24 protein-coding genes are annotated in these 25,614 nt (G+C 65.5%); 11 read left to right on the top strand and 13 right to left on the bottom strand.

Going from position 1 to position 25,614, the window contains the following annotated elements:
* Positions 1-15: 15 nt before the first annotated feature.
* The 3 genes from HU230_RS24635 to HU230_RS24625 all read left to right on the top strand — a co-directional run bounded on the left by HU230_RS24635 (position 16) and on the right by HU230_RS24625 (position 4,275).
* A complete protein-coding gene (locus HU230_RS24635) occupies positions 16-972 on the top strand; it encodes an NAD-dependent epimerase/dehydratase family protein (protein ID WP_176529469.1) in 957 nt (318 codons plus the stop codon).
* Positions 965-1,840, top strand: a complete 876-nt coding sequence (locus HU230_RS24630; protein WP_176529470.1) for a dihydrodipicolinate synthase family protein — start codon at positions 965-967, stop codon at positions 1,838-1,840. The genes HU230_RS24635 and HU230_RS24630 overlap by 8 nt, the downstream gene beginning before the upstream one ends.
* 110 nt (positions 1,841-1,950) lie before the next feature.
* A complete protein-coding gene (locus HU230_RS24625; protein WP_176529471.1) occupies positions 1,951-4,275 on the top strand; it encodes a xanthine dehydrogenase family protein molybdopterin-binding subunit in 2,325 nt (774 codons plus the stop codon).
* Between the two features lie 249 nt (positions 4,276-4,524).
* On the opposite strand, the gene HU230_RS24620 is transcribed toward HU230_RS24625, so the two are convergent.
* Genes HU230_RS24620 through HU230_RS24610 form a run of 3 tightly spaced genes read right to left on the bottom strand, consistent with a single transcriptional unit; the run spans position 4,525 to position 7,678 of the window.
* On the bottom strand, positions 4,525-5,721 hold the full coding sequence (locus HU230_RS24620) for an acyl-CoA dehydrogenase family protein (RefSeq protein ID WP_176529472.1): 1,197 nt from the start codon (positions 5,719-5,721) through the stop codon (positions 4,525-4,527).
* Between the two features lie 14 nt (positions 5,722-5,735).
* On the bottom strand, positions 5,736-6,881 hold the full coding sequence (locus tag HU230_RS24615) for an acyl-CoA dehydrogenase family protein (protein ID WP_176529473.1): 1,146 nt from the start codon (positions 6,879-6,881) through the stop codon (positions 5,736-5,738).
* A gap of 5 nt (positions 6,882-6,886) precedes the next feature.
* Complete coding sequence (locus HU230_RS24610) at positions 6,887-7,678, bottom strand: enoyl-CoA hydratase (RefSeq protein ID WP_234633890.1); 792 nt, start codon at positions 7,676-7,678, stop codon at positions 6,887-6,889.
* 224 nt (positions 7,679-7,902) lie between these two features.
* On the opposite strand from HU230_RS24610, the gene HU230_RS24605 reads away from it, so the two are divergent.
* Genes HU230_RS24605 through HU230_RS24595 form a run of 3 tightly spaced genes read left to right on the top strand, consistent with a single transcriptional unit; the run spans position 7,903 to position 9,926 of the window.
* Complete coding sequence (locus tag HU230_RS24605; protein ID WP_173638325.1) at positions 7,903-8,517, top strand: LemA family protein; 615 nt, start codon at positions 7,903-7,905, stop codon at positions 8,515-8,517.
* Positions 8,518-8,539: 22 nt separating this feature from the next.
* Positions 8,540-9,424 carry a TPM domain-containing protein gene (locus HU230_RS24600; protein ID WP_176529475.1) on the top strand — a complete coding sequence of 295 codons (885 nt, stop codon included), beginning with the start codon at positions 8,540-8,542 and terminating at the stop codon, positions 9,422-9,424.
* 4 nt (positions 9,425-9,428) lie between these two features.
* Positions 9,429-9,926 carry a TPM domain-containing protein gene (locus tag HU230_RS24595; protein ID WP_176529476.1) on the top strand — a complete coding sequence of 166 codons (498 nt, stop codon included), beginning with the start codon at positions 9,429-9,431 and terminating at the stop codon, positions 9,924-9,926.
* Between the two features lie 205 nt (positions 9,927-10,131).
* Here HU230_RS24595 and HU230_RS24590 read toward each other — a convergent pair whose 3' ends face one another.
* From HU230_RS24590 to HU230_RS24575, 4 genes are all read right to left on the bottom strand, one after another.
* Positions 10,132-10,746: a glutathione S-transferase family protein gene (locus HU230_RS24590; RefSeq protein ID WP_176529477.1), complete on the bottom strand. Its 615-nt coding sequence runs from the start codon at positions 10,744-10,746 to the stop codon at positions 10,132-10,134.
* A gap of 159 nt (positions 10,747-10,905) precedes the next feature.
* Complete coding sequence (locus HU230_RS24585; protein WP_224943532.1) at positions 10,906-12,219, bottom strand: MFS transporter; 1,314 nt, start codon at positions 12,217-12,219, stop codon at positions 10,906-10,908.
* 124 nt (positions 12,220-12,343) lie between these two features.
* A complete protein-coding gene (locus HU230_RS24580) occupies positions 12,344-13,153 on the bottom strand; it encodes an MBL fold metallo-hydrolase (protein WP_176529478.1) in 810 nt (269 codons plus the stop codon).
* Positions 13,150-13,524, bottom strand: coding sequence for a Crp/Fnr family transcriptional regulator (locus HU230_RS24575; protein ID WP_176529479.1), 375 nt, complete (start codon positions 13,522-13,524; stop codon positions 13,150-13,152). Before HU230_RS24575 ends, HU230_RS24580 begins: the two co-directional genes overlap by 4 nt.
* Positions 13,525-13,728: 204 nt before the next feature.
* On the opposite strand from HU230_RS24575, the gene HU230_RS24570 reads away from it, so the two are divergent.
* The 3 genes from HU230_RS24570 to HU230_RS24560 all read left to right on the top strand — a co-directional run bounded on the left by HU230_RS24570 (position 13,729) and on the right by HU230_RS24560 (position 16,692).
* A complete protein-coding gene (locus HU230_RS24570; protein WP_176529480.1) occupies positions 13,729-14,796 on the top strand; it encodes a hypothetical protein in 1,068 nt (355 codons plus the stop codon).
* Positions 14,797-14,886: 90 nt separating this feature from the next.
* On the top strand, positions 14,887-16,425 hold the full coding sequence (locus HU230_RS24565; protein ID WP_176529481.1) for a hypothetical protein: 1,539 nt from the start codon (positions 14,887-14,889) through the stop codon (positions 16,423-16,425).
* 102 nt (positions 16,426-16,527) lie between these two features.
* A complete protein-coding gene (locus tag HU230_RS24560) occupies positions 16,528-16,692 on the top strand; it encodes a hypothetical protein (RefSeq protein WP_176529482.1) in 165 nt (54 codons plus the stop codon).
* A gap of 134 nt (positions 16,693-16,826) precedes the next feature.
* Here the strand turns inward: HU230_RS24560 and HU230_RS24555 are convergent, their stop codons facing one another.
* Together HU230_RS24555 and putA are read right to left on the bottom strand one after the other, a co-directional pair.
* Positions 16,827-18,032, bottom strand: a complete 1,206-nt coding sequence (locus HU230_RS24555; RefSeq protein ID WP_176529483.1) for a CaiB/BaiF CoA transferase family protein — start codon at positions 18,030-18,032, stop codon at positions 16,827-16,829.
* Positions 18,033-18,322: 290 nt separating this feature from the next.
* A complete protein-coding gene (gene putA / locus HU230_RS24550; RefSeq protein ID WP_176529484.1) occupies positions 18,323-21,334 on the bottom strand; it encodes a bifunctional proline dehydrogenase/L-glutamate gamma-semialdehyde dehydrogenase PutA in 3,012 nt (1,003 codons plus the stop codon).
* A gap of 127 nt (positions 21,335-21,461) precedes the next feature.
* On the opposite strand from putA, the gene HU230_RS24545 reads away from it, so the two are divergent.
* Entirely contained in the window at positions 21,462-21,926 is a 465-nt protein-coding gene (locus HU230_RS24545; protein ID WP_176529485.1) for an Lrp/AsnC ligand binding domain-containing protein, read from the top strand.
* 188 nt (positions 21,927-22,114) lie between these two features.
* Entirely contained in the window at positions 22,115-22,681 is a 567-nt protein-coding gene (locus tag HU230_RS24540; protein ID WP_224944205.1) for a hypothetical protein, read from the top strand.
* 311 nt (positions 22,682-22,992) lie between these two features.
* On the opposite strand, the gene HU230_RS24535 is transcribed toward HU230_RS24540, so the two are convergent.
* The 4 genes from HU230_RS24535 to HU230_RS24520 form a co-directional block, all read right to left on the bottom strand.
* Positions 22,993-23,193 (bottom strand): cold-shock protein, encoded by a 201-nt coding sequence (locus HU230_RS24535; protein WP_021079749.1) that lies wholly within the window; start codon positions 23,191-23,193, stop codon positions 22,993-22,995.
* Positions 23,194-23,477: 284 nt separating this feature from the next.
* Positions 23,478-23,789, bottom strand: coding sequence for a SorB family sulfite dehydrogenase c-type cytochrome subunit (gene sorB / locus HU230_RS24530; protein WP_176529487.1), 312 nt, complete (start codon positions 23,787-23,789; stop codon positions 23,478-23,480).
* A gap of 11 nt (positions 23,790-23,800) precedes the next feature.
* Positions 23,801-25,000 carry a SorA family sulfite dehydrogenase catalytic subunit gene (gene sorA / locus HU230_RS24525; protein ID WP_176529488.1) on the bottom strand — a complete coding sequence of 400 codons (1,200 nt, stop codon included), beginning with the start codon at positions 24,998-25,000 and terminating at the stop codon, positions 23,801-23,803.
* Between the two features lie 239 nt (positions 25,001-25,239).
* Positions 25,240-25,467 carry a hypothetical protein gene (locus tag HU230_RS24520; protein WP_176529489.1) on the bottom strand — a complete coding sequence of 76 codons (228 nt, stop codon included), beginning with the start codon at positions 25,465-25,467 and terminating at the stop codon, positions 25,240-25,242.
* Between the last annotated feature and the right edge of the window lie 147 nt (positions 25,468-25,614).

The raw sequence follows: 25,614 nt of genomic DNA, 5'->3' as shown, positions 1-25,614 counted from the left end.
GGGCCGGCGGAATTCATGCGCGTATTGTTGACCGGCTCCTCCGGCTGGCTCGGCCGCTTCCTCGCGCCGCGGCTTCGACAGGCCGGCCATGACGTGACTGGCCTCGACGTCGTTGCGGGCGAGGCGACCAATGTGATCGGCTCCGTGGCCGACCGATCGGTGGTCGATCGGGTGTTCGGCGATCACGGCATCGAGGCTGTGATCCATGGCGGCGCGCTGCACAAGCCTGACATCGCGCGGTTCTCGCCGCAGGCCTTTGTCGACGTCAACGTGTCAGGCACGTTCAATCTGCTGCAGGCGGCGGCCGCCGCCGGCCACGACCGTTTCGTCTTCACCTCGACGACATCGCTGATGATCTCGCAGGCGATCCGCGACGATGAAGGTCACTCGGCGGTGTGGCTCGACGAGAGCTCGGGGCCACTCGAGCCGCGCAACATCTACGGCGTTACAAAACTCGCCGCCGAGGGGTTGTGCCGGCTGTACAGCCGCGAGCATGGGCTGAACTGCGCGGTGCTGCGCACCAGCCGTTTCTTCCCCGAGGACGACGACACCATCCGCGACATCCATGGCGAGAACCTGAAGGCGACCGAGCTGCTGTATCGCCGTCTCACCGTCGAGGATGCCGCCGACGCCCATGTCGTGGCGCTGGAGAAGATCCGTGGCTTCGAGGTCTTCGTGGTCAGCGCGCCGACGCCGTTTGCGCGCAGCGACGTCGCTGACCTGAAGACGGACGCGGCCGGCGTGATCGCGCGCACGTTCCCCGATGCGGCGGCGCTGTTCGCGCGCCGGGGCTGGCACCTGCCGCATTCGATCGGCCGGATCTACGACGCGAGCAAGGCCGAACGGCTGCTCGGTTTCCGCGCGGTAACCGACTTTGCAGCGGTGCTCGGCGCCCTGCGCAACGGCGAGCCGCTTCCCTTTGCGCACGATCCCGATTATGTCTCGCCGTCAACGAGGCTCGCAAATGGCTGATTTTCACGGCGTCTTTCCGTATCTGGTGTCCCCGGTCGATCCCGCCGGCCATGTCCGCACCGAGGTGCTGGGCCGGCTCTGCGACGATCTGGTCAAGGCCGGCGTCCACGGGCTGACGCCGCTCGGCTCGACCGGCGAATTCGCCTATCTCAACAATGCGCAGCGCATGCAGGTGGTGGCGACCACGATCGAGGCCGCGCAGGGCCGCGTGCCCGTGGTGGCCGGCGTCGCCTCGACCTCGACGGCGGATGCGGTGGCGCAAGCCAAGGCCTATCAGAAGCGCGGTGCTGCCGGCATTCTCGCGATCATGGAGGCGTATTTTCCGCTCAGTGACGCCCAGGTGGAATCCTATTTCCGCGCCATCGCCGACGCCGTCGACATTCCGGTCGTGATCTACACCAATCCGAATTTCCAGCGCGCCGACCTCACGCTCGACGTCATCGCGCGGCTCGCCGCGCATCCGCGCATCGGCTACATCAAGGACGCTTCGACCAACACCGGCCGGCTGCTGTCGATCATGAACCGCTGCGGCGACAGCCTGAAGGTGTTCTCGGCTTCCGCCCATATTCCGGCCGCGGTGATGCTGATCGGCGGCCATGGCTGGATGGCCGGCCCGGCCTGCATCATCCCGCGGCAGAGCGTCGAGCTCTACAATCTCTGCCGCCGCGCCCGCTGGGACGAGGCGATGGCCCTGCAGCGCAAGCTCTGGCGCATCAACGAGGCGTTCGCCCGCTTCAACCTCGCGGCCTGCATCAAGGCCGGGCTCGCGATCCAGGGCTACGACGTCGGCGACCCCGTGCCGCCGCAGGCGCCGCTTACGGCCGAGCAGCGCAAGGTGGTCGAGGACGCGTTGCGCGATCTCGGCTGAACCTGGCTTGCGCGTTGCATAAGGCGCATTGCGTTGTCTTCTTGGGCGTGTTGTCTCGCGCCGAAAATCCGCTAAAACCCGCCGAAATTTCTGAAATCAAGGACCCTCCGATGAACATTCTTCCCGGCAATATGCGTTTTGGTGCGGGCCAGCCGGTCAAGCGTCTGGAAGACCAGCGGCTGCTCACCGGGAAGGGGCATTTCATCGACGACAAGCCACAGGACGGCGCGCTCTGGCTGCACGTGCTGCGCTCGCCGCATGCCCATGCCAACATCAAGTCGATCGACGCCAAGGCCGCGCTGGCGATGCCCGGCGTCAAGGCCGTCTATACCGGCGCCGACCTCGTGAAGGACGATATCGGCACGCTGCCGACGCTCGCGATCTTCAAGCGCCCCGACGGCTCGCCGATGACCGTGCCGCCGCGGCGGCTGCTGGCGCATGAGGTGGTGCGCTACGCGGGCGAGGGTGTCGCGGCTGTGGTCGCGACCTCGCGCGTGCTGGCGCAGACCGCGGCCGAGGCGATCGAGGTCGATTACGAGGTGCTGCCTTCGGTGGTTGATCCGGTCGAGGCGATCAAGCCGGGCGCGCCGGCGGTCTGGCCGGAGGCGCCCGACAACATCGTGGCCGCGATGAGCTATGGCGACGCCGCCAAGGTCGAGGAAGCCTTCGCCAACGCCGCGCACAAGGTGTCGCTCGACCTGGTCAGCCAGCGCCTGGTGCCGTCGGCGATGGAGCCGCGCTCGACCATTGCCGAGATCGAGAAGAAGACCGGCCGGCTGATTCTCCATGTGCAGTCGCAGACCCCGGGTTCGACCCGCGATCTCCTGGCGGAATCGATCCTGAAGCGGCCGAAGGACAGCGTGCGCGTGCTGGTCGGCGATATCGGCGGCGGCTTCGGCCAGAAGACCAGCCTCTATCCCGAAGACGGCATCGTCGCCTATGCAGCGACCAAGCTGAACGAGAAGATCCGCTGGCGCGGCGACCGCACCGACGAGTTCGTCGGCGGCACCCATGGCCGCGACCTCACTTCGACCGGCGAGTTCGCGCTCGACGCCAAGGGCCGCGTGCTGGCTTACCGCGTGCGCTCGATCGGCGGCACTGGAGCGTACTCGTCGGGCACCGCCAACATCATTCCGCTGGTGCTCGGCCCGTTCGTGCAGACCGGCGTCTACGATCTGCCGCTGGTGCATTTCGAGGTGAAGTCGGTGATGACCAACACCGCGCCGGTCGGCGCCTATCGCGGCGCCGGCAGGCCCGAGGCGGTGTTCATCGTCGAGCGGCTGTTCGATGCCGCAGCGCGCCAGATCGGCATGGACCCGCGCACCATCCGCAAGGTCAACTACATCAAGCCGGCGCAGCTGCCCTACACCAACGCGGTCGGGCAGGTGTATGACTCCGGCGCATTCGCCCACATGCTGGAGCGCGCGTCTGACTTGGCCGACTGGAACGGCTTTGCCGCGCGCAAGAAGGCGGCGAAGAAGAAGGGCCTGCTCTACGGCCGTGGCCTGACCAGCTACATCGAATGGACCGGCGGCCGCGCCCACACCGAAAACGTCTCGCTGCATGCGACCGCAGAAGGCCGCGTCATCCTGCATTCCGGCACCATGGCGATGGGGCAGGGCCTCGCCACCACCTACACCCAGATGATCGCCGATACGCTCGGCATTGCCATGGACAAGATCGACGTCATCCAGGGCGACACCGATCTCGCCACCGGCTTCGGCAGCGTCGGCTCGCGCTCGCTGTTCGTCGGCGGCACCGCGGTAGCGGTCTCCACCAACGACATGATCAACAAGGCGCGCGACAAGGCGTCCCACCTGCTCGAAGCCTCCGTTGGCGACATCGAGTATCGCGACGGCTTCCTCACCGTGGTCGGCACCGACAGGCGCATCAGCCTGTTCGAGATCGCGAAGAAGGAAAGCGGCGCCAAGCTCTCGGTCGAGAGCGAGGGCAATGTCGACGGGCCGAGCTGGCCGAACGGCACCCATATCTGCGAGGTCGAGATCGATCCCGAGACCGGCGTCACGCGGGTGGTGCGCTACACCACGGTCGACGACGTCGGCGTCGCCGTCAATCCGATGCTGGTGACCGGCCAGGTGCATGGCGGCGTCGTCCAGGGCATCGGCCAGGCCCTGTACGAAGGCGTGGCTTACAGCGAGGAAGGTCAGCTTCTGACCGCAAGCTATCAGGACTATTGCATCCCGCGCGCCTCGGACATTCCGCCGATCACCGTGACGCTCGATCCCTCCGCGCCCTGCAAGACCAATCCGCTGGGCGCCAAGGGTTGCGGCGAGTCGGGCGCGATCGGCGGCCCGCCCTGCATCACCAACGGCGTGATGGATGCCCTGAGCGAGATGGGGATCACCCAGCTGAACACGCCGCTGACGCCGGTGAAGATCTGGCAGGCGATCCGGGACGCCAAGGCGGGGGCGTAGCCCGCCAGCGTCGCCACTCTCGGGCGAGGGGGCGCTTACAAGACGGCGCTTGCACGATTTCGGAATATTGGAAATGTATCCCTGATTTGCCCGACGTGTCAAGTTGCCTGGTCGAGCGCCGGCAGCCGCCAGCTCCTTTGCATGGGGTTGTTTTCGATATTTTGGCGGCGCGCACTTGGCGAGAAGTTCCTCCACCGTCACCTTTCTCCAGGGGAGGGTGACGGGAAGGCGAGCGCGTCCCGGCGCGCGCTACAGCCCCAGCACCATCTTCGCGATGATGTCGCGCTGGATCTCGGACGATCCGCCGAAGATCGTGTAGGCCCGCCCGTTGAGATATTCGGGCACCACCGGCAACAGCTCTTCCGGGATCGCCGGCTCGTGGTTGAGCCGGTAGAACGGACGCGCCGGCTCGACAGCGAGCCCGTCCTGGCCGATCACATCGACGCCGAGCCGCGTCACCGCCTGGCGGATCTCGCTGACCCGCAGCTTGATCAGCGACGACACCGCGCCGGGATTCTGCCCGGTCTGCAGCGCCGACAGCACCCGAAGCTCGGTCATCTCGAGCGCATCGATATCGACCTCGACCTCCGACATCCGCATGGCGATGTCGGGGTCCTCGATGGCGCGGCCGGTCACGTCGGAGCCTGCGAGATCGGAGATCGTCTTCAGCGCCTCGCGCAGCTTGGCCGACGCGATGCCGGAGCCACGCTCGAACTCGAGCAGATATTTGCCGTAGGTCCAGCCCTTGCCTTCCTCGCCGACCCGGTTGGCGACGGGCACGCGGACGTCGTCGAAGAACACCTGGTTGACCTCGTGGTCGCCGCCGATCGTCAGGATCGGGCGCGTGGTGATGCCCGGCGTCTTCATGTCGATCAGGATGAAGCTGATGCCGTCCTGCTGTCGCTCGCCCTCATTGGTGCGCACCAGTGCGAACATGCGGTTGGCGTGATGCGCATGCGTGGTCCAGATCTTGGTGCCGTTGATGATGTAGTCGTCGCCGTCGCGCACCGCGCGGGTCTTCAGCGACGAAAGATCGGAGCCCGAACCCGGCTCGGAATAACCCTGGCACCAGTAGTCTTCACCCGAGATGATTCGCGGCAGGTAAAAGTTCTTCTGCTCGGGCGAGCCGAAGCCGATGATGACGGGGCCGACCATCTTCACGCCCATCACGTTGACATTCGGCACGCCGGCCCGCGCGCATTCGGCCTCGAAGATCCAGCGCTGCGCCGGCGTCCAGTCCGGCCCGCCATGGTCCACCGGCCAGCCCGGCGCGCCCCAGCCCTTCTTGTGCAGCGCGCGCTGCCAGGCCATGCCGATGTCGGGGTCGGAGAACACCGACGGCGTCAGCGCGGTGGCGCGCTTCATTTCCGGCGTCAGGCTACTGGCGATGTAGTCGCGGACTTCCTTTTCGAAGGCGCGTTCCTCGGCACTGAAGGTGAGATCCATGGTGCGCTCTCCGTTTACGCGTGGGCGCGGCCGCTCAGGGCGGCGTGGCGGCGATAATGATGGGCGCTGCCGCCGAACAACGTGTCGAAGGCGAGCAGCCGCTTGAAATAGGCGCCGATGTCGAGCTCCTCGGTGACGCCCATGGCGCCGTGCAACTGGACTGCCTGCTCGGCGACGAAGCGCGCGCATTTGCCGATCTTCGCCTTGGCGCCGGACGCCGCGCGGCCGCGGGCCACAGGCTCGGCATTGGCCATCAGCGCAGCGCTCACCGCCATTGACCGCGCTTCGTCGACCTGCATCGCGACGTCGGCGAGGCGGTGGCGGATCACCTGGTTGGCCGACAGCGGCCGCCCGAACTGTTTTCGAATCTTGGTGTATTCGAGCGTGGTGTCGAGCAGTGTCTGCATGATGCCGACCGCCTCGGCGCCGAGCGCGGCCATCGCGCGGTCGACCACCGTTTCGATCGCGGGCAGCGCATCCTGGCCGTCGCCGAGCAGCGCGTCGGCGGGCAGTTGCAGATCCCTGAGATCGAGATTGCAGCCGCGCCCGCCACCGAGGCGTGCATAGTCGCGCAGGGCAAGGCCGGGCGCACCAGCCGGCACCAGGAACAGGCAAAGCTTGCCGGACGCGCCATTCGCATTGGCGACGCGGGCGGAGACGATGATCTGGCCGGCGGCAGCGCCATCAAGCACCGCGATCTTGTGGCCGTTCAGCCGCCAACCGTCGGCCGTTTTCGTCGCCGTCGTGTCGACATGGCCGAGATCGAACCGTGCGGCGCGCTCCGAATGCGCGAAGGCGAGCGTGAGCGCGCCCTCGGCGACCTTGGGCAGGATCGCTTGCTGTTGCGCCTCGGTGCCGGATTCGGCGACCAGCGCAGCGCCAATCACGACGGTGGAGAGGAACGGCTCGGGCACCAGTCCGCGCCCGAACGCTTCCATCAAGAGCCCGATCTCGATCGCGCCGCCGCCAAGCCCGCCATGGGCTTCGGCGATCGGCAGCGCCAGCCAGCCCAGTTCGGCGAACTGTTTCCAGATCGCGGGCGAATAACCTAACGGCTCGTTGGCCGCCTTCTTGCGATGGTCGGATGTGAAGGTTTCTGCCACGAAGCGGTCGGCACTTTCGCGCAGCAGGCGCTGCTCGTCGCTGAGGGTCAGGTCCATCTGGTCTACTTCACGTTGGCGTTTTTCTTGACGGAGGGATGCAGACCTGCGGGGTCCACCACCATTCCGAATTCCTGCAGATTGTGGGCGTGGCAGAGCTGATGCAGCGCGAAGGCCTGATCGATCGCCGCGGGCTGCCCCATGATGTCGATCGAGCGGTTCACCGCCTCTTTGGACAGCTTCAACGCGAACGCGGATTTTGCTGCGATTCGCCGCGCGAGCGCCAGCGTGAAGGAGGAGAGATCGCCGCGCGGCACCACGTGATTGACCATGCCGAGACGATGCGCCTCGTCGGCGCTCCAGACGTCGGCGGTGAACAGCATCTCCTTGGCCTTGCGTGCGCCGAGCTCCCAAGGATGCACGAACCACTCGACACCGCAGACGCCCATCGTCACGACGGGATCACAGAACTCGGCGTCACTGCTCGCGACGATCAGGTCGCAGGCCCATGCCAGCATCAGCCCGCCGGCGATGCACTTGCCATGCACTTCGGCGATCGTGGGCTTGGCGAGATTGCGCCAGCGCCTTGTGATCTGCAGGTAGATCTCCTGCTCGCGCGCGAAGCGGCCGTGTGCATTGGGTTCGGCGAAGCCGCCCCAATTTCCGATTGGCGGGAAATCGACGCCCGCCTGGTTCTTGCCGGCCGGCCTGAGATCGTGACCGGCCGAGAAATGCGGGCCGTTGCCGGCAAGGATGATGACCTTGACCGCGTCGTCCTGCACCGCCTGGTCGAAGGCGGCATTGAGGTCGTAGGTCATCTGCAGGTTCTGGGCGTTGCGGGCCTCGGGGCGGTTCATCACGATCCGCGCAATCGCAGGATCCGGCCGCTCGACGACAATCGTCTCGAATTGTTCAGACGCCAATGGATCCTCCCAGGATCGATTTTCTCGGCATGATGAACGGCGCAGGGAGGGATAGGCAAGGGGCATCATCGGCAAAACCCGCCGCGAATCCCGCCACGCGGGATTGTCGGGCGAAAATCTGTTACTCTGATTGAGAATCCACCGGGAGGAACAACTTCATGCGCAAGCTTTGGACCGTGCTGGCAGCGCTGGCGACATTGAGCCTGACCAACTGCGGCTACAACGCGATCCAGACCAATGACGAGACGGTCAAGTCGAGCTGGTCGGAGGTGGTGAACCAGTACCAGCGGCGCGCCGATCTGGTGCCGAACCTCGTCAATTCGGTGAAGGGCTTTGCGCAGCAGGAGAAGGACGTGCTGCTCGGTGTCACCAACGCGCGCGCCAAGGTCGGCAGCATCCAGGCGACGCCCGAAGTGCTCAACGATCCGGCCGCGTTCCAGAAGTTCACGCAGGCGCAGGGTGAACTCACCAGCGCGCTGTCGCGGCTCCTGGTCGTGACGGAGAACTACCCGCAGCTGAAATCGGATGCACTGTTCCGCGACCTGATGGCGCAGCTCGAGGGCACCGAGAACCGCATCACCGTGGCACGCAACCGCTACATCAAGGCGGTGCAGGACTATAACGTCGGCATCCGGACCTTCCCGAACAATCTGACTGCGATGGCGTTCGGCTACAAGGAGAAGCCCAACTTCACGGTCGACAACGAGAAGGAGATTTCGACCGCGCCGAAGGTCGATTTCAATCCGGCGCCGTCGCCCGCGCCGTCGAAATAGCGCCGGCGTGCCCAGCAACGCGATGACAGCCGCACGCGTCTTCCTGCTGGCCTTCCTGCTGGGCTTCGTGTGCCCGGCGTGGGCCGAGGTCGCGGTGCCTCAGCTCACCGGCCGCGTCGTCGACCAGACCGGGACGCTGTCGGCGAGTGACGTTGCGTCGCTGAACGACAGGCTGAAGGATCTGGAGACCCGCAAGGGCAGCCAGATCGCGGTCCTGATCGTGCCGACTACGGCTGAGGAAACGATCGAGCAGTTCTCGATTCGCGTTGCCGAGGCCTGGAAGATCGGGCGCAAGAAGGTCGATGACGGCGCGCTGCTGGTGGTCGCCAAGAACGACCGGCATTTGCGCATCGAGGTCGGCTACGGCCTCGAAGGCGTGCTGAGCGACGTCGTCACCCACCGCATCATCGACGAGGACATCACGCCGAAATTCAAGGCCGGCGATTTCGCCGGCGGCATCTCGGCCGGCGTCGACCGCATGATCCGCCTGATCAATGGCGAGCAGCTGCCGGCGCCGGAGCCCGAGCATTGGCAGGGTCCCAACCTCGTCGATCTCGCCAACCCGGTGACGATCTTTGTCGTCATCATCGCGGCGAGCGTGTTGCGTGCGATGCTGGGGCGGCTCTTGGGCTCGGCGGCGACCGGCGGCATCGTCGGCGTCTTCACCTGGATGGTGGCCGGCTCGCTCGCCACCGCCCTGGTGGTCGGGCTGTTCGCTGCCGTTGCGGCGCTGATCTTCGGCGGATTGAATTTTGGCGGTCCGGCGGCCGGCTCGGGACCATACCGGCGCGGCGGGGGCTGGTCCGGTGGCGGCGGCTGGAGCAGCGGCTCGAGTTCGGGCAGCAGCGGCGGCTTCAGCGGCGGAGGCGGCAGCTTTGGCGGCGGCGGCGCCTCGGGGAGCTGGTAGGCATATGGGCATCAAGCGCATCGGCAAGCATCTGCTCGAGCATCGCTGGCGTGTGCGGCGGGAGTTTCCGCCGCGCGTGCTCGACGCGATCGAGAAGGCGATCAAGGCCGGCGAGGCCACCCATTCCGGCCAGATCCGCTTCGTCGTCGAGGGCGCGCTCGACGGCGTGCCACTGTTCCGCGACCAGCCGGCGCGGGAGCGGGCGCTCGACGTGTTCGCGCACTTGCGGATCTGGGACACTCATCACAACAACGGTGTCCTGATTTATCTTTTGCTCGCCGACCGCGACGTCGAGATCGTCGCAGATCGCGGCATCGATGCGAAGGTCGGCCACGCCGGCTGGGAAGCGATTTGCCGCGCGATGGAAACCGACTTTCGGGCCGGCCGGTTCGAGCAGGGCGTGATCAAGGGGATCGAGGCGGTGTCGCGGGAGCTGGCGAAGTTTTTTCCGCACGCCGAGGGCGGCCCGAACGAGCTGCCGGACAAGCCGGAGGTGATTTGAGCGACCAACGATTTGGTCCAGCGCTCTTCATCCTCCCCTGGAGGGGGAGGATCGACGCGAATGCAATGAGCGGGGAGGTGGGGTGAAGGTCTCTCCGCGTGAACGCTGCCCGAGTGGAGAGATCACCCCACCTCGGTTCGCATTGCGCTGCGCTTCATGCAAACCGATCCTCCCCCTCCAGGGGAGGATAAGAATAAGAAAACCCCTACGCCTTCACCGAAGGCCGCGCGCCGACGCGATTGAACCAGGCCACGATGTTGCCGTTCGACGGGTCCAGCGGCTGGCCGACCTGGTTGCCGAAATCGAGCCAGCAGTAGAGCAGCATGTCGGCGAGCGTGAAGCGCTTGCCGCAGATGTACTCGCGGCCGTCGGCCATCTGGTTATCAAGCCATTTGATGCGGTTGGCGGCGATCATCTTCAGCCCGGGCGAGGCCTCGGGCGCGACCGGAATGCGCTTCTCGAAGAACTTCAGCGCCTCGCCGAAGCGGTAGCCATTGGCGAGCGGCTCGGCGATGTTGAGATCGACGCGGCGCGTCCACATCCGGCACTCCGCGCGCTCTTCCGGCGTCGTGCCGATCATGGCGGGCGAGGGGTGCTTCTCCTCGAGATACTCGCAGATCGCCGTGATCTCCGAGAGGTGGTTGCCGCAGTCGAGCTCGAGCGCCGGCATCTGGCCGTGCGGATTGCGCTTCAGATGCGCTTCCTCGCGGTTCTCGCCCTTGCGCAGGTCGACGGTCTCCTTGGGGATCTCGATGCCCTTCTCCGCCATGAACATGCGCACGATGCGCGGATTGGGTCCGATCGAGTCGTAAAGCTTCATGGTCCTCGCTCCCTGTTCTTCAGCGTTGTTGTTGCCGTTGTTGAACAGGCCATGCGCGGATTTGTCAAATGAAGCGTCACATGTGCGGTCGCGCACGCGTCAGTCGTCGTACCGGTCGCGTACCGACCGCATGGTCTGCTTGTCGTCTGCCGACGGACGTCATTGCGCCGGTTGAGGCGCGATTTCCGGCACGGACGGCCGCCCGCGATAGACCGCCAGACCCACGAGACCTACTGCCGCGGCGAACAGGATGTAGTAGACGGGAGCCGCCTTGTCGCCCGTCACCTGGACCAGCCAGGTGTTGATGAACGGCGCCAGCCCGCCGAACAGCATCACGGCGAGATTGTACATCAGCGATGCTCCGGTCGAGCGCACGCCGACCGGAAATATCTCGGTCATGAAGGCCGGCATCGGCCCGGCCAAGGCTCCGAGCAGGACCGCGACGATCTGCAACTGCCAGAGGTTCGCGGTGGTCGGGGCGGCGACGAGCCGCTGCAAGATCACATAGAACAGCAGGCTGTAGACGATCAGCGCCGGAGCGAGCACCGCGCGACGACCGATCCGGTCGGAGAGGGCGCCGCAGGCCACCGCCACCGCCGCGTTGATGACGCTGACGACGAGCAGGCCGAGCTGTGCATTCAGGATCGGCAGCTTCAGCTCGGCGACCGCGTAGGTCGGCAGAAAGATCGCATTGACATAGTTGATCGCCGTACCGGCCGCGATCAGGCAAAACGAGGCAATCAATTCGCGTGGATATTCGGAGAACAACTGGCCGAGCGTGGTCTGCCTGCTCGGCCGCGCCGTCGCGGCCTTCTCGGCGAGATACGCCTGGAATTCGGGCGACTCGTCGCACCTGCGGCGCAGATACCATCCGGTCGGCCCGATCAGAATGCCGAGGATGAACGGCACGCGCCAACCCCAGCTCGCGAAGGCGTCGGGCGACAGGCCGAGATTGAGACCGATCGCCATCGCGGCACCGAGGCCGAACGCCAGCGATTGCGACACCATCTGGAACGAGCCGTAGAAGCCGCGCCGGCCGGGCGGCGCGAATTCGATCAGCATCGCGCTGGCGCTGCCGAACTCGCCGCCGGCGGAAAAGCCCTGGATCAGCCGCGCCAGCAGCAGCAACAGCGGTGCCGCGATTCCGATCGCGCCGTAGGTCGGCAGCAGGCCGAGCAGGCCGGTGCCGACAGCCATCAGCGATATCATCACGACCAGCGCCTTCTTGCGGCCGTGCTTGTCGGAATAAAGCCCGAACACCAGGCCACCCAACGGCCGGGCTGCAAAGGCGATCCCGAATGTCGCGAAGGTCAGCAGCAGCGAGGAATGCGGATTGTCCGCCGGAAAGAACAGTTTGCTCAGGATGCCGGCAAACAGGCCAAAAACGGTGAAGTCGAACCATTCCAGCGCATTGCCGATCGTGGAGGAGATCACCACCCGGCGGCGCATCTGCGCCATCGTGTCAGCCTGCATTCGTTTCGTCTCCCCGCTGTCGGCAACGGCTTGCATCGCCGAGCCCATGATTTTTATCGTTGCGGGCCGATCCTAATGCAAAGTCATGGCAGGCCACAACGAGCCCCTTGGCTGGGTCCGGGCGTCAATCGTCGAGCTTGTTGAGGTCGCGCACCGACTGCATGATCGGCTCGAAATTCGAGCGTGCATCGAGCGCGTCGAACAATTGCGCGGTGTCCTCGAGCAGGGCATGCGAGCGTTGCAGCGCGATCCGCACGTCGTCCTGCGGCGTGTCGGACAGCCGGCCATGACCCGACAGCAGGATCTTCGAATTGAGGCCCTTCAGCCGCTCCAGCGACTGGATGTAATCGGCGATCGAGCCGGAGCCGAACACGCCGCCCATCACGCCGCCGGGCATCAGCGTGTCGGCGGCGAACAACAACCCCTTGTCCTGATCGAACACCGAGATGCAGGCCGAGGTATGGCCCGGCGTGTACATCACGCTAAGGCGGAAATTGCCGAGGTCGATCAAATTGCCTTCCTCGAGCCAGATGTCGATGTCGATCGGCACGTTCGGTTCGTTGAACATCTTGCGCAGCATCGAGAAGTCGTCGCGCAGCATGATCTTGTTGGCGGCGAGCCGGTGCGCGGCGATGTAGGCGCTGCCGTGGAAATGATAGGCCGCGCCGATATGATCGAGATGCTCGTGGCTCAGCACCACCATGTCGATCATCTCGGGCGTGATGCCGAGATGGTTCAGGCAGGCGACCAGCGACGGATAGTTGGTCGACAGTCCGACGTCGATCATGATGGTCCGCTTGCTGCCGCGCACGAGATAGGCGTTCGCCGCGCGGTTCTTGAAGCGGATCTGGTAGACGTCGTCGGCGGCTTGAATGAGCGTGGCAACGTCGGCCTCGAACAGCGTCTTGAATGGGCTTGGCTTGCGCTCGCTCATGGGGTGGCCGCCGCTCGGTAAGTGACGGCGTTGGACGCGCGCAGGCGTTTCGAGAGCGCATCCATCACCATCAGCGCGAACGCCGGCTGCTGGCTGACCAGATAGACGAACCGGGCGTGGTTGATCCGCATCACCCGCGTCGCGGGCGCAGAGGCGATCGCGGTTGCGGAGCGCGCCGAGCCGTCGATCACGGCCATCTCGCCGAAGAACTCGCCCTTGCCGAGGCTGACGATGACCGTCTTGTGTCCGCCATCGATCTTGGCGATGTCGACGGTGCCGTCGAGCACGACAAACAGCTCGCGGCCGGTCGAGCCTTCCTCAAAAATGACGTCATCAACATCAAATTCATTGATGCACTTCTCGATCGTCATGGTGCTCTCCTGCCTTCTGGCTGGAAGACGGAGGTATGTTAATCGGGAAAACGCCGCGCGCAAACGGAGCTGACGCAGATTGCCGCATGGCAACATCGCCCAAATCCGGCCCGGAAAACTCCCTAAAATTTCGGTAATGGCGGAGCGGGGTAACCATTTCGCAAGCAATAAAAGTTACCGAATTGTCAACCTAGTCTGGAGACTTTGAACGTGAGTGAGCAGCAGAGCGAGCCGGTCAGCGGTCAAGCCGGCGCCGAGACGGCGGCGAAGAGCGAGCCCGTGATGGCCGCGGCCGGTGTCGAGGCTGTCAGGCTTGCGCCCGAGCAGGAAGAGACGTCGCCAAAGGCCGACGCGCCCAGGATGGACGCGCCGAAGGTTGAATCCCCCAAGGTCGAGCCGTCCCGGCTCGATCCCATCATCGAGGCCAAGATCGACGCGAAGATCGAGCCGATCAACATGGACGTGCCCAAGGTCGAGACCGGCGAGCGTGAAGAGCCGCGTTTCCCGGGCAAGCTGATGATCATGGCGCCCGGTGACCGGACCTGGGACCACGAAGCGACCGCCTCCAAGCCGGGCGCCGAGCAGGCGGCCAAGGCAGCAGGCAAGCCGGCCGGCACGCGCCGGTTCGGGGCGATGGCCGCTGTGGTAGCGCTGGCGACCGTGGCAGGAGCCATCGGTGGCGCGCTCGCGACCGCCGGGCTTGGCCATCTCGCCGCCCCCGCCGCTGCCTCCGTCAGGGATGTGGCTGCCAAGGACGCTGCAAAGGATGCCGCTGCCAAGGAAGCGGCCGATGCCTCCTTCGCCCGGATCGAATCCGAAATCGCCGCGCTGAAGGCCAGCGTGGAGCAGACCGCCAAGGCCGGCCAGGCCCAGTTCAGCAAGGCCAGCGACCGGATCGAGAAGGTCGAGAAGGCCCAGGCCGAGCCGCTGGCCAAGCTCAACAAGCTCAGCGAGACCGTCGACAAGCTCCGCGCCCCGCAGACGACCGTCGCTGCGGCAACGCCGGCCCGCGAGGTCACGGGCTCGGTCACCCCGGCGGCTGCCGCCGCAGCACCTGCGGCCGCAAGGCCCGAGGTCGGCCGCCTTCCGGTGGTCGATGGCTGGGCGCTGCGCGACGTCGGCAATGGCGGCGCATTGATCGAGGGCCGCGGCGGCATCTACGAGGTTTATGCCGGCGATCCCGTCCCCGGCCTCGGCCGCGTCGACGCCATCCGCAAGCAGGATGGCCGTTGGGTGGTCGTCACCAGCAAGGGCCTGATCGTTTCGCGCTGATCGGCCAAACACGACGATACCAAGGCGCTTCACCGCGATGTGAAGCGCCTTTTTTCTTGAATAGGGTTTGCCGTACGGTGTTAGTGGGGCATGAGCCGCGCGCTGAAATGCCTCCTGGTGATGTCCGTTCTGCTCGTTGGCGCCGTGCCGGCACGCGCCGCGGAGGATCGCGCGCTCGAGCGCGGCGCGGCGGTGATCGATCCCGCGATTCTGCGCGAACTCGATCATGGCCGCCTCAGTCTCGGCCGGATGCTCGCGCCGGAGCGTTCCGCCGACACGCCGCTGTCGAACCGCGATCTGTTCGGATTGCCTGCGATGGTGCCGGTGCGCGAGGCGCTTGATCGCGAATTCGATCGTTATGTCGGAAAGCACAAGGAAAACCTGCCGAACGAGAGCATCGGCGTCGGCGACGGCTTCGCATTCCAGCTGTTCGATCGCGCGCTGTTTGAATCCCCAGACGCTCGCTTCGTGCTCGCAGGTATCGTCAATCGCATGGACCGCGCCTATGTGGCGCCGAAAGATTGCGGCGAGATCCGGCTGATCTATCGGCTGACCCGCACCGACGTGCCGCTGATCGGCGAGAACGCGGTGTCGCAGCGGCTGCCGATGACGCTGAACCTGGTACTGAAGGCAAAGGGCAACGGCAACGATGCGTTGCTGACCTGCCGCGAGATCGCGCGGCGCTGGCTCGCGACCGGCAGCGCACCGCCGGCGATAGACAAACTGTTCGGCAAGGACGGTCCGCTCGACCTGATCGATGCACGGAATATCGATCGGATCGAGACCAATCTGCAGATCGCGCACGCGCCGAAATCGGCGGTGCGCGACTTCCGCACCGACTATCTCCTGAAAGTGTTCGACTATGACGGCGCGGCGAAACGCCTTGTCGAGGCGCCGCTGGAGAACCAGATCGACCGCGATCGCATTCTGGCCGACGAGGCGCTGAAGCGCGACTTCAAGGCGTGGCTGCTCGATCCCAAGCATTTTGCCGAGCTCGATCGCGGCACCTTGCTGATCCCCGACAAATTCCTCGCGCGCGGCGCGGTTGCGCCGACCCCGACCGGTTTCGACGTCAGCGACCTGGAGCCGGAGTTCGGGATGGTGCAGGGTGAGGGGACGGCGGTGTTCTCGGAAGGTGACGTGGTCGGCGCGTTGCAGAAGGCCGCGGCGGACGGAACGAAGCTGCAAAACATCCAGTCGCTGGCCGGCTTCGAGCGGCGCCTCAACGACGTCACCTGCGCCGGCTGCCACCAGACCCGCGGCATTGGCGGCTTCCATTTCCCCGGCGTCGACTGGATGGCGGCAAAACCGTCGAACTCCACCGTGGTGCCGGCCTCGCCGCATTTCTTCGGCGACCAACCTCGGCGCCGCGATATTCTCGCAAGCTTCCGCGACGGCAAGGCGCCGGACTTCTCGCGCGGCTTCTCCAACCGGCCGCAACTACGCGCCAGCGCCGAGCTTGCCGGCACCGAATACAGCGACGGCTGGGGCGCGCATTGCTATCTGCCGGGCGCCAGGCCGGCCGAGACCGACCGCAGCTTTCGCGGCTGGACCTGTGCCGAAGGCCTCGCCTGCCAGGTCGCGGGGAAAACCTCGCGCATGGGCATGTGCTTCGTGAAGGGGCGATAATTCCAGCCGGAACCGAAGCGGCTGCGCGTCATTATTTGATGCTACCTTGCGGTTTCGCGACCACGACCCGAACAGCCCAGCCCTTGAGCGGAGACCGGCCCGATGAGTGCTCCCGAGCAGGACAAGCAGCGCAACCGCAAGATCGCGGCCAACGAGGCCGAGCGTCAGGCGGTGAGCGCCGTCCGCGTCAGCAGCTGGGCGATCGGGCTCGCGGTCATCATCGGCATTATTGCCGTGGCCCTGGTCTGGTCCTGGCTGAAAAGATAGTCACTCACACGTAATGCTTCAGGCGCGGCCGCGATCGGGGTGAGGGGTACAGGTCTCACCTGCATCTCTGTGCTCCCGGGGAAGCCCGTCTCCCCGCATGAGCGCGGCGACGGAGGAGCAGCATCAGCTCGACCTCAGGCCACCGCGCCGGAGGCGCGCAGCTTCTGGATCGTGGCCTCGTCGTAGCCGGCCTGGCGCAGGATCTCGTCGGAGTGCTCGCCGACCTCGGGCGGCTTGCGCGGCTGCACCTTCTTGGCGCCGTCGATGAAGATCGGGCTGTTGACGGTCAGCATGGTGTCGTTCTCAAAGCGCACCAGCACCTCGTTCTCGATCATCTGCTTGTCGTTCGGGATGTCGTCGAGGATGCCGACGACGCCGAACACCAGGCCGTTGCCGTCGAGGATCTTGCGCCATTCGGCGAGATCCTTGCCGGCGAACACCTCGTCGAAGATCTTGATCAGCTCGACCGAGCGCGCATGGCGGTCAGCCTTGGTGGCAAAGCGGGCATCGGCGAGGAGGTCCTCGCGGCCCATGCAGCGCGCCAGCGTCGGCCATTGCCGGTCCTCGTTGAGCAGCGACAGGATCACCCAGCGGCCGTCCTTGCACTTGTAGTGGTTGGTGACGGCGTTGAGCGCCTCTTCGCGCGGCTTGCGCTTCTTGAACTTGGCGCCGGCGAGCTTGGCCTGCGCCAGCACGCCGTTGGCCCAGACGCCGTTGGCCATCAAATTGGTCGAGACATGCGAGCCCTTGCCGGTCTTCTCGCGCTGGAACAGCGCGGTGACGATCGCGCCATAGAATGCCATCGCACAGGGGTGATCGCCCATGCCGGCGACCGAGCGGGCCGGCGTGGTGTCCTCGTCGGCACGCACCAGATCCATCAGGCCGGAGCGGGCCCAATAGGCGTTGGAGTCGAAGCCGGGCTTGTTGGCCTCTGCGCCCTTCTCGCCGTAGCCGGTGAAGGAGGCGTAGATCAGTCGGTCGTTGAGATGGGCCAGGTGATCGTAGGTGATGCCGAGCTTCGCCCGCACCTGCGGCGGCATGTTGGTGATGAACACGTCGGCCTCCGCGACGAGCTTGTAGAGCACCTGTTGCGCATCCGGTTTGGTGAGGTCGAGCGCGAGGCTCTTCTTGTTGCGGGCCTCGAGCATCCACGCGAAATTGTGCTCGCTCGCGGGATAGCCGGGCAGGTTGGGCAGATTGCGGTAGGGATCGCCGGCGCCGGGCGGCTCGATCTTGATGACGTCGGCGCCGAAGTCGGACAGCACGGTGGCGGCCGCGGGCGCCGCGATGAAGCTCGCGCAGTCCAGGACCTTGAGCCCGTCAAAAATGCCTTTTTCCATCGTGCCGTCGCTCCCGTGGCGCTTGTTGGTGTTTTTCCGGTAGCTGGAATTATCGTGTGCGATGATCCCGATCGGACCGCCATTTGACCCATCTCGGGGACACGATGCAACGGCACTTTCTTACCCTCCCCTGGAGGGGGAGGGTCGACGCGAATGAAATGAGCGGCGGGGTGGGGTGACGGTCTTTCCACTCGCATGGTGCCCATGCGGAGAGATCACCCCACCCCGACTCACATTTCGCTTCGCTCAATGCGAGTCGACCCTCCCCCTTCAGGGGAGGGTGCATGCTCTCACTCCACTCCCGCCATCAGCGCTGCATTGCCGCCCGCGGCGGCGGTGTTGATCGTCACCGTCTGCTCGGTCGCGAAGCGTGTGAGGTAGTGCGGGCCGCCGGCCTTGGGGCCGGTGCCGGAGAGGCCGCTGCCGCCGAACGGTTGCACACCGACGACCGCGCCGATCATGTTGCGGTTGACATAGATGTTGCCGACCTGGAGACGGTCGATCACGTGCTCGATCGTGTCGTCGATGCGCGAATGGATGCCGAGCGTCAGCCCAAATCCAGTCGCCTCGATCGCGGAAAGCACCTCGCCGAGACGTTCGGCGCGGTAGCGCACGACATGCAGGATCGGGCCGAACACCTCCTCACGCAGCTGGCTCGCCGCCGACAGTTCGAAGATATGCGGCGCGACGAAATTGCCAGCCGGCGCCTCGCCGGCGAGATGCACCCGCGCCTCCCGCTTCATCTGCGCGATATGCGCGTCGAGCCGCTGCTTGGCCTCGGCGTCGATCACCGGTCCGATATGCGTCGACGGTGCGGAGGGATCGCCGATCTTCAGTTCGCGCGCGGCGCCCGCGATCATCTCGATCATGCGGTCGGCGACGTCGTCCTGCACGAACAGCAGCCTGAGCGCCGAGCAGCGCTGGCCGGCGGAGCGGAACGCCGAGGTCACGACGTCGTCGGCGACCTGCTCGGGCAGGGCGGTGGCGTCGACGATCATCGCGTTGATGCCGCCGGTTTCGGCGATCAGCGGCACGATCGGCCCATCCTTGGCCGCAAGCGTGCGGTTGATCGATCGCGCCACCTCGGTCGAGCCGGTGAAGACCACGCCGGCGATGGCGGGATGGCTGACCAGCGCGGCGCCGGCCGCGCCGTCGCCCTGGACCAGATGCAGGGCCGATCCCGGCACGCCCGCTTCGTGCAGCAGCGCGACGGCCTCAGCCGCGATGCGTGGCGTCTGCTCGGCGGGCTTTGCGATCACCGCATTGCCGGCCATCAGCGCCGCCGTCACCTGGCCGAGGAAGATCGCGAGCGGGAAATTCCACGGCGAGATCGCGACGAATGCGCCGCGGCCGCGCAACTCCAGCATGTTGCTCTCGCCGGTCGGCCCGGGCATCGCCTCGCCTTGCCCGAACAGCTTCCGGCCCAGCGTCGCATAGTAGCGGCAGAAGTCGATCGCCTCGCGCACCTCCGAGAGTGCGTCGTCGAGCGTCTTGCCGCCTTCGCTTTGCAGCAGCGCGAGGAAGCGGGCGCGGCGCTGTTCGAGCAGGTCGGCGGCCTTGTCGAGGATCGCCGCACGTCGGATGGCCGGGGTACCGTTCCAGGCCTTGAAGCCATTGCGGGCGGCGGCGACCGCGGTATTCGCCTGCTCGACCGTCGATGTCGCAACCATGCCGGACGCGACCTTGGGTTCGACGGAAATCGAAGACGTCAGCGCGCCGAGCGCCTTTCGCTCGCCGAACTCGATGCCGTGCGAATTCTCGCGCTGCGGCCGATAGAGGTCAGCCGGCAACGGAATTCCCGAGTGGGCCGCGTTGTCGTCGGCGCCGATGATCTCGGCCGGGCGGCGCAGCAGGTCCACGATGGATACGCGATTATCCGCGGCCAGCGCCACGAAGGACGAGTTGGCGCCGTTCTCGAGCAGCCGGCGCACCAGATAGGCGAGCAGGTCGCGGTGGCTGCCGACCGGCGCATAGGTGCGGTGCGCGATCTCCGGCCTGTCATCGCCGAGCTGTGCATAGAGCGCTTCGCCCATGCCGTGCAACCGCTGGAATTCGAAGCTCGCGGGATCGTCTGACAGTTCGAGGATGGTCGCGACCGTCAGCGCGTTGTGGGTGGCGAATTGCGGGAACAGCCGGGGCCGCAGTGCCAGCAGCTTGCGCGCGCAGGCGACGTAATTCAGATCGGTCATCGCCTTGCGGGTGAACACCGGATAGCCGCCAAGGCCGCGCTCCTGCGCGCGCTTGATCTCGGTGTCCCAATAGGCGCCCTTGACCAGGCGCACCATCATCCTGCGGTCGAGTGCGCGCGCCAGCGCGTCGACATAGTCGACGACGTCGGCAGCGCGCTTCTGATAGGCCTGGATCGCGAGCCCAAAGCCGCTCCAGCCGGCGAGCGACGGGTCGGCGAACGCAGCCGCGATGACGTCGAGCGACAGCTCCAGCCGGTCGGCTTCCTCGGCATCGACGGTGAAGTTGAGGTCGAACGCCTTGGCACGGCGCGCAAGATCGATGAGCTGCGGCACCAGCTCGGTCATCACCCGCGCGTGGCTGACCGCCTCGAAGCGCGGATGCAGCGCGGAGAGTTTCACGGAGATGCCGGGCCGGTCGGGCAGGGGCTGATCGCCGGCCGCCTTGCCGATCGCGTCGATCGCGCGGGCGTAAGATTCGAAATAGCGGCGGGCATCGTCGGCGGTGCGCGCGCCCTCGCCAAGCATGTCGAACGAATAGCGCGAGCCACGCGCGGTGTGCGATTGCGCGCGCGACAGCGCCGCCTCGATGGTCTCGCCGAGCACGAAATGACTGCCCATCAGCCGCATCGCCTGCCGCGTCGCGGCACGCACCGCGGGGGCACCGAGCCGCTTCGTCAGCCGGCCTATCGTTCCTTGCGGTGTTTCGCCGGGCTGGATCACGCGGGCCGACATGCCGAGCGCCCAGGCCGAGGCGTTGACCAGGAACGCGCTCGACCTGGTCTCGTGGTTGACGAAGTCGCCCTGGCCGAGTCTGTCCTCGATGAACTGGTCGGCGGTGCGCGCGTCGGGCACCCGCAGCAGCGCCTCCGCCAGCACCATCAGCGCCAGCCCCTCCTTGGTCGAGAGTGCGAACTCGCGCAGCATGTCCTCGACCCCGCCGAGCGGATCGTCGTTGGCCCTGATCGCCTCGATCAGGTGCGTCGCGCTGCGATCGATCCGGGCCTCAGCCTCCGCGCTGAGCCTGGCATCCTGGCGCAGGCGGCCGGCGATGGCGGCGTCGTCGGGGGCGTAGGGCGCGCTGAAAGGCGGCGGGAGCGGGGATGGGTCGAGCATGACGATTCCTTGGGCGGTTCCTCGAGGGTTGCACGGGAATACCTACGCGCCCGTGGACCGTAGTTCGATAGACAAATTAGCAGATTTGCCTTAGGAAATCAGGATCAACTAGAGTATTGCCGTAGATATGACAGACATAGATAAGATCGACCGCAAAATCCTCTCGATCCTGCAAGGGGATGGCCGGATTGCCAATGTGGAGCTGGCTGAGCGGATCGGCCTGTCGCCGACCTCGGTCGGCGAGCGGCTGAAGCGGCTGCAGCGCGATGGTTTCGTCGAAGGCTATGGCGCGCGGCTCAATCCGCACCGGCTCGGGCTCGGCCTCCTGGTGTTTGTCGAGGTGCTGCTCGACAAGACCACGCCCGACGTATTCGAGAAGTTCGCCAGGGCCGTCCAGACCGCGCCGGAAGTGCTGGAGTGTCACATGGTGGCCGGCGGCTTCGACTATCTGGTCAAGGCGCGCGTCGCCAACATGACCGCCTATCGCAGGTTTCTCGGCGAGACCCTGCTGGCGCTGCCGGGCGTGCGCGAGACGCGAACCTACGCGGTGATGGAGGAAGTCAAGCGCGACGCGCCGCTGCCGGTCGGCTGAAAGGCTCCGGATCTGATCCACAGCCATGCGCAGGATGTACGCAGGATGTCTTGGCATCGCGGCGCACCCGCGATAATTCTGCCCCCAGTTGTGGGGGCCGCGACATGGACGATGCCAATCAGCCGATAGGTGCGAAGCGAACCGGGGTTGCCGGCGCGTTATGCGCGGCCATCTTGTCCCTGTCCGCGATGACGCCGTCCCGCGCGGCCGAGTTCAGCTCCGGCATCATGCAGCTCTATACATCGGTCTCGATCTATCCACCGTCGGCCTCGACGATGACGGTGTGCTACGGCTTCGTCTGCCGGCGCCGCGAGATGCTCGACTTCAGCGCGGCCGACCGGGCGGCCCTGACCAGGATCATGGCCACGGGCCGCGCCAGCGCCGCCGCCGAACGCGCCGCCGTGCAAAAGGCCGTGATCTGGTTCGACCGCCGGATGGGGCCGATCCTCGGCACCGACAAGCGCGTGGCGAAAGCCGACTTCCGCGCCAACGACGACAAGCACAATTACGATTGTTGGGACACTACCCGCAACACGACCAGCCTGATGCTGGTGATGCAGTCGTGGAACCTGTTCAAGTTCCACGACGTCGGTGATCCCCACTATCGCGGATTTTCGCTGGGACAAACGCCGCACAACACCGCCGTCCTGCTCGAACGCACGACCAAGGTGGAATGGGCCGTCGATCTCTGGCCTCGCGGCTATCTGCAACCGCCTGACGTCATGACCGTCGCCAAATGGGTGACGGAAGATTGAACGGCTGAACGTTCCTGCCGTGCGCGTTCCGTTCACGGCGCATTTTTCGTCGCGGCCCGGGGCACGATGGAGAGAGACATCCCGCGATTGTCGGTGAGGCTGACGTGCGGCGGGCCACAGCAATGGGGCGGTGCCGGATGTGACGGTCAAATGGCCAATAGCGGCACGCGATCGGTGGCGGCCGAAAAAGTTCAACGCCGTGGCGCGCGTGCGCCGTGCCCGCTCCGCCGAACGTCACGTCGTGTGATGTTGGATCGGCCCTCACTCCCGGATCTTGTCCGAGAGTGCGCCGCTGGATCTTGCGCGGTGCGCTAGACCTTGAGGTTCTCGGCTGACGTCTTGCCGCGATTGGCAATCTCTTCGTATTCAACAGACTGGCCTTCGTTGAGGCTCTGAAGACCGGCCTTCTGAACTGCTGAAATATGAACGAAAATGTCCTTGCCGCCTGTAGCGGGCTGGATGAATCCATAACCCTTGGTCGGGTTGAACCACTTCACTGTACCTTTGGGCATTCCAGTCGTCTCCGCGGAATCAATCGAAAACAGACCAGTCGGTCCCCGCACAAACCGGCTTGTCCGTACCGCACAGGATAGCAGTTTGAAAAAAGCTGGGTAGATCAAACCACGGTGTGTTTTTGCTCGGAAACAACCCGCTTTGCGAGGTTTTGGTGCCAGATTGCCTGTTTCGTAATCAATTGATGCGCTGCAAAAAAGATCGGTTCCACTGAACCAAATTAGATCGATAGCCCCGCGCGCGGGCTTTCTGCCAGTGCGAGGGGAAATGGATCGGCCGCGTCTCAATAGGTCGCGGAAAGATACTCGACGATCTTGCCGACGTCGGCCTGGTCGATTGGTGCGCCGTAGACCTTGATCATCTTGGTCACCTCGGCTTGCCAGAAGTCCTTCTTGAACTTCTCGCCCTGCGGCTGGGTCTTGATGTAGTCGGCCGAGTGGCAGGCGGTGCAGTTGTTCTGCACCACGTCGAGATTAGGACCGGGCTTGAAGGTCGCAGTCTCCTCGGGAAGCGTGTAGTTGACCGGCGCGGCAATAGCGGTGCCGATCGTCAGCATGGCGATCGCGGCGAGGGAGGGAAGCAGCTTGCTGGTCATGATGCTTCTCCTCACGCCGCGGTGACGCGCACGGTTTCGACGACGTTGCGCAGATAGCCGGCGGGATTCCACAACGGATCCATCGGCTGGGTGTCGCCGGCATTGTTGGTGGCGCGCACCTTCAGGTCCGAGGGGCCCGCCGGGAGCGCCACCTTCAGCTTCCATTCGCGGAAGGCGTATTTGCCGAGATCCTTGCCGAGCTTGGCCGGCGTCCAGCTCTTGCCGCCGTCGATCGAGACCGCGACCTCCTTGATGCCCTTGCCGCCGTCGAAGGCGATGCCGCGCAGCGTGGTGTGGCCGGCCTTCAGCTTGGCGCCGTCGGCAACGCTGGTGATGAACGAGCGCACCGTGAAGCGGTTGATCGGGATCGTCGCCTTTGGTGCGGTGCCGGGCTCGACCGCATTGTTCGGCGTGTCCGGAATCCGGTAGGCCGACTTCATCCAGAAGCCCTCGAAGACGTTGTCGATCACGGTGATCTCGTTGAGGTGCTTGACCCAATAGGTGCCGTAATAGCCGGGCACCACGAGGCGGAGCGGGAAGCCGTTGAGGAATGGCAGGTCCTCGCCGTTCATGCCCCAGGCCAGCATCACCTCGCCGTCGCGTGCATGGTCGATGTCGAGCGCCTTCACGAAGTCAGGTGTCGTGTCCATCACCGGACCGTCCATGCCATTGAAGGTGACCTGCTTGGCGCCGGCCTGCACGCCGGCCATGTCGAGCACGGTCTTCAGCGGCACGCCGTGCCAGCGCGCGCAGCCCATCGTGCCGTTGCCGAGCTGGCCGCCGGCGACGCGCGGGTTGAAGAAGCCGCGGCTGTTGCCGGAGCACTGGTTGACGGCGACGAGCTCGGTGGCTTTGAGCTTCCGGATCTCCTTCAGCGAGAGCTTCAGCGGCTTGTCGACCTTGCCCTTGATCTCGAGCGCGAACTTATCCGGATCGAGATCGTAGGGGACGCCGGCGAGGTGGTAGCGGACGAAGAACGCGTTGTTCGGCGTGAGCGGGCCGTCGTTGAAGACCGCAAAGGGCGTTTCCAGCTGCGGCGGCCGGGCGGTCAGGCCGATCATCGGGCGCTTCTGCGGGTAGCGCACCAGCGGCCGTTCGCCATTGCCGAAAGGCAGCGTCACGGTGTCGAGGGCGAATGCGCCCCTTGATCCCAACCCCGTCACCAAAGCGGCCAATCCGGCGCGCTTCATCAAGTCTCGTCGATCGAGCATTCCGCTTCCTCCGAAGCTGTTCTGTCGTGAGCTGGTCATCACCAGACTCACCTTGCCTTGCGCGCGTTCGCATCATGGAATGCGCGCGGCGACAAATGTCGCACCTGACAACTGCAAGTCAATTGAGCTTTCGCAGCGTCCATCCACCCTAAATCTCATCGTGCTTTGGCGTTGCGTCGCAACAACGAAAAGCCCCGGTCGCATGCGGCGACCGGGGCATTTCCATCAAGAAGGCTGGATCAGTAGCAGACGTTCACGGTGCGATAGCGATAGCCATAGGGCGTCATCACCAGGCGGGTGACGTAGCAGCCGGAATCGACGAAGCCGACGGAGATGCCCGGGCCACCCCAGAAGTGATGGTGATACGGATGCCAGAAGAACGGCTTGGCCGAAGCCGAGGTCGGCGCCAGCGCGGCGGCAGCAAGCGTTGCGGCAGTCGCGAGAGCAAGCGTGACTTTGCGAAGCATGGTCGTCTCCTTCAGATGCGCGTTGAACTCTGTCGCGGCGCGGTTGCAGTGTTACCCATCGCCAGTCAGTCGCATCCGGCACCGGGCGCGTTCGAGCATCTCCGCTCAACGCAGCTTCGGATGTGCGGCAGGTCACATTCGGTGAAG

Source organism: Bradyrhizobium quebecense, assembly GCF_013373795.3.
Classification (GTDB): domain Bacteria; phylum Pseudomonadota; class Alphaproteobacteria; order Rhizobiales; family Xanthobacteraceae; genus Bradyrhizobium; species Bradyrhizobium quebecense.
The sequence above is the reverse complement of the archived record's forward strand: the minus strand, read 5'-3'. Positions and strand labels throughout refer to the sequence as shown.

Excerpts from the sequence above, each read along its gene's own strand:
- HU230_RS24615 (WP_176529473.1), bottom strand. The coding sequence starts at position 6,881 with ATGGACCTGACCCTCAGCGACGAGCAGCGCCTGCTGCGCGAAAGTGCC.
- HU230_RS24625 (WP_176529471.1), top strand. The coding sequence starts at position 1,951 with ATGAACATTCTTCCCGGCAATATGCGTTTTGGTGCGGGCCAGCCGGTC.
- HU230_RS24575 (WP_176529479.1), bottom strand. The coding sequence starts at position 13,524 with ATGACGATCGAGAAGTGCATCAATGAATTTGATGTTGATGACGTCATT.
- putA (WP_176529484.1), bottom strand. The coding sequence starts at position 21,334 with ATGCTCGACCCATCCCCGCTCCCGCCGCCTTTCAGCGCGCCCTACGCC.
- HU230_RS24565 (WP_176529481.1), top strand. The coding sequence starts at position 14,887 with ATGAGCCGCGCGCTGAAATGCCTCCTGGTGATGTCCGTTCTGCTCGTT.
- HU230_RS24580 (WP_176529478.1), bottom strand. The coding sequence starts at position 13,153 with ATGAGCGAGCGCAAGCCAAGCCCATTCAAGACGCTGTTCGAGGCCGAC.
- HU230_RS24560 (WP_176529482.1), top strand. The coding sequence starts at position 16,528 with ATGAGTGCTCCCGAGCAGGACAAGCAGCGCAACCGCAAGATCGCGGCC.
- HU230_RS24585 (WP_224943532.1), bottom strand. The coding sequence starts at position 12,219 with ATGCAGGCTGACACGATGGCGCAGATGCGCCGCCGGGTGGTGATCTCC.
- HU230_RS24545 (WP_176529485.1), top strand. The coding sequence starts at position 21,462 with ATGACAGACATAGATAAGATCGACCGCAAAATCCTCTCGATCCTGCAA.
- HU230_RS24595 (WP_176529476.1), top strand. The coding sequence starts at position 9,429 with ATGGGCATCAAGCGCATCGGCAAGCATCTGCTCGAGCATCGCTGGCGT.
- sorA (WP_176529488.1), bottom strand. The coding sequence starts at position 25,000 with ATGCTCGATCGACGAGACTTGATGAAGCGCGCCGGATTGGCCGCTTTG.
- HU230_RS24520 (WP_176529489.1), bottom strand. The coding sequence starts at position 25,467 with ATGCTTCGCAAAGTCACGCTTGCTCTCGCGACTGCCGCAACGCTTGCT.
- HU230_RS24600 (WP_176529475.1), top strand. The coding sequence starts at position 8,540 with ATGACAGCCGCACGCGTCTTCCTGCTGGCCTTCCTGCTGGGCTTCGTG.
- HU230_RS24620 (WP_176529472.1), bottom strand. The coding sequence starts at position 5,721 with ATGGATCTCACCTTCAGTGCCGAGGAACGCGCCTTCGAAAAGGAAGTC.
- HU230_RS24590 (WP_176529477.1), bottom strand. The coding sequence starts at position 10,746 with ATGAAGCTTTACGACTCGATCGGACCCAATCCGCGCATCGTGCGCATG.
- HU230_RS24555 (WP_176529483.1), bottom strand. The coding sequence starts at position 18,032 with ATGGAAAAAGGCATTTTTGACGGGCTCAAGGTCCTGGACTGCGCGAGC.
- HU230_RS24605 (WP_173638325.1), top strand. The coding sequence starts at position 7,903 with ATGCGCAAGCTTTGGACCGTGCTGGCAGCGCTGGCGACATTGAGCCTG.
- HU230_RS24610 (WP_234633890.1), bottom strand. The coding sequence starts at position 7,678 with ATGAACCGCCCCGAGGCCCGCAACGCCCAGAACCTGCAGATGACCTAC.
- HU230_RS24635 (WP_176529469.1), top strand. The coding sequence starts at position 16 with ATGCGCGTATTGTTGACCGGCTCCTCCGGCTGGCTCGGCCGCTTCCTC.
- HU230_RS24540 (WP_224944205.1), top strand. The coding sequence starts at position 22,115 with ATGACGCCGTCCCGCGCGGCCGAGTTCAGCTCCGGCATCATGCAGCTC.
- sorB (WP_176529487.1), bottom strand. The coding sequence starts at position 23,789 with ATGACCAGCAAGCTGCTTCCCTCCCTCGCCGCGATCGCCATGCTGACG.
- HU230_RS24535 (WP_021079749.1), bottom strand. The coding sequence starts at position 23,193 with ATGCCCAAAGGTACAGTGAAGTGGTTCAACCCGACCAAGGGTTATGGA.
- HU230_RS24630 (WP_176529470.1), top strand. The coding sequence starts at position 965 with ATGGCTGATTTTCACGGCGTCTTTCCGTATCTGGTGTCCCCGGTCGAT.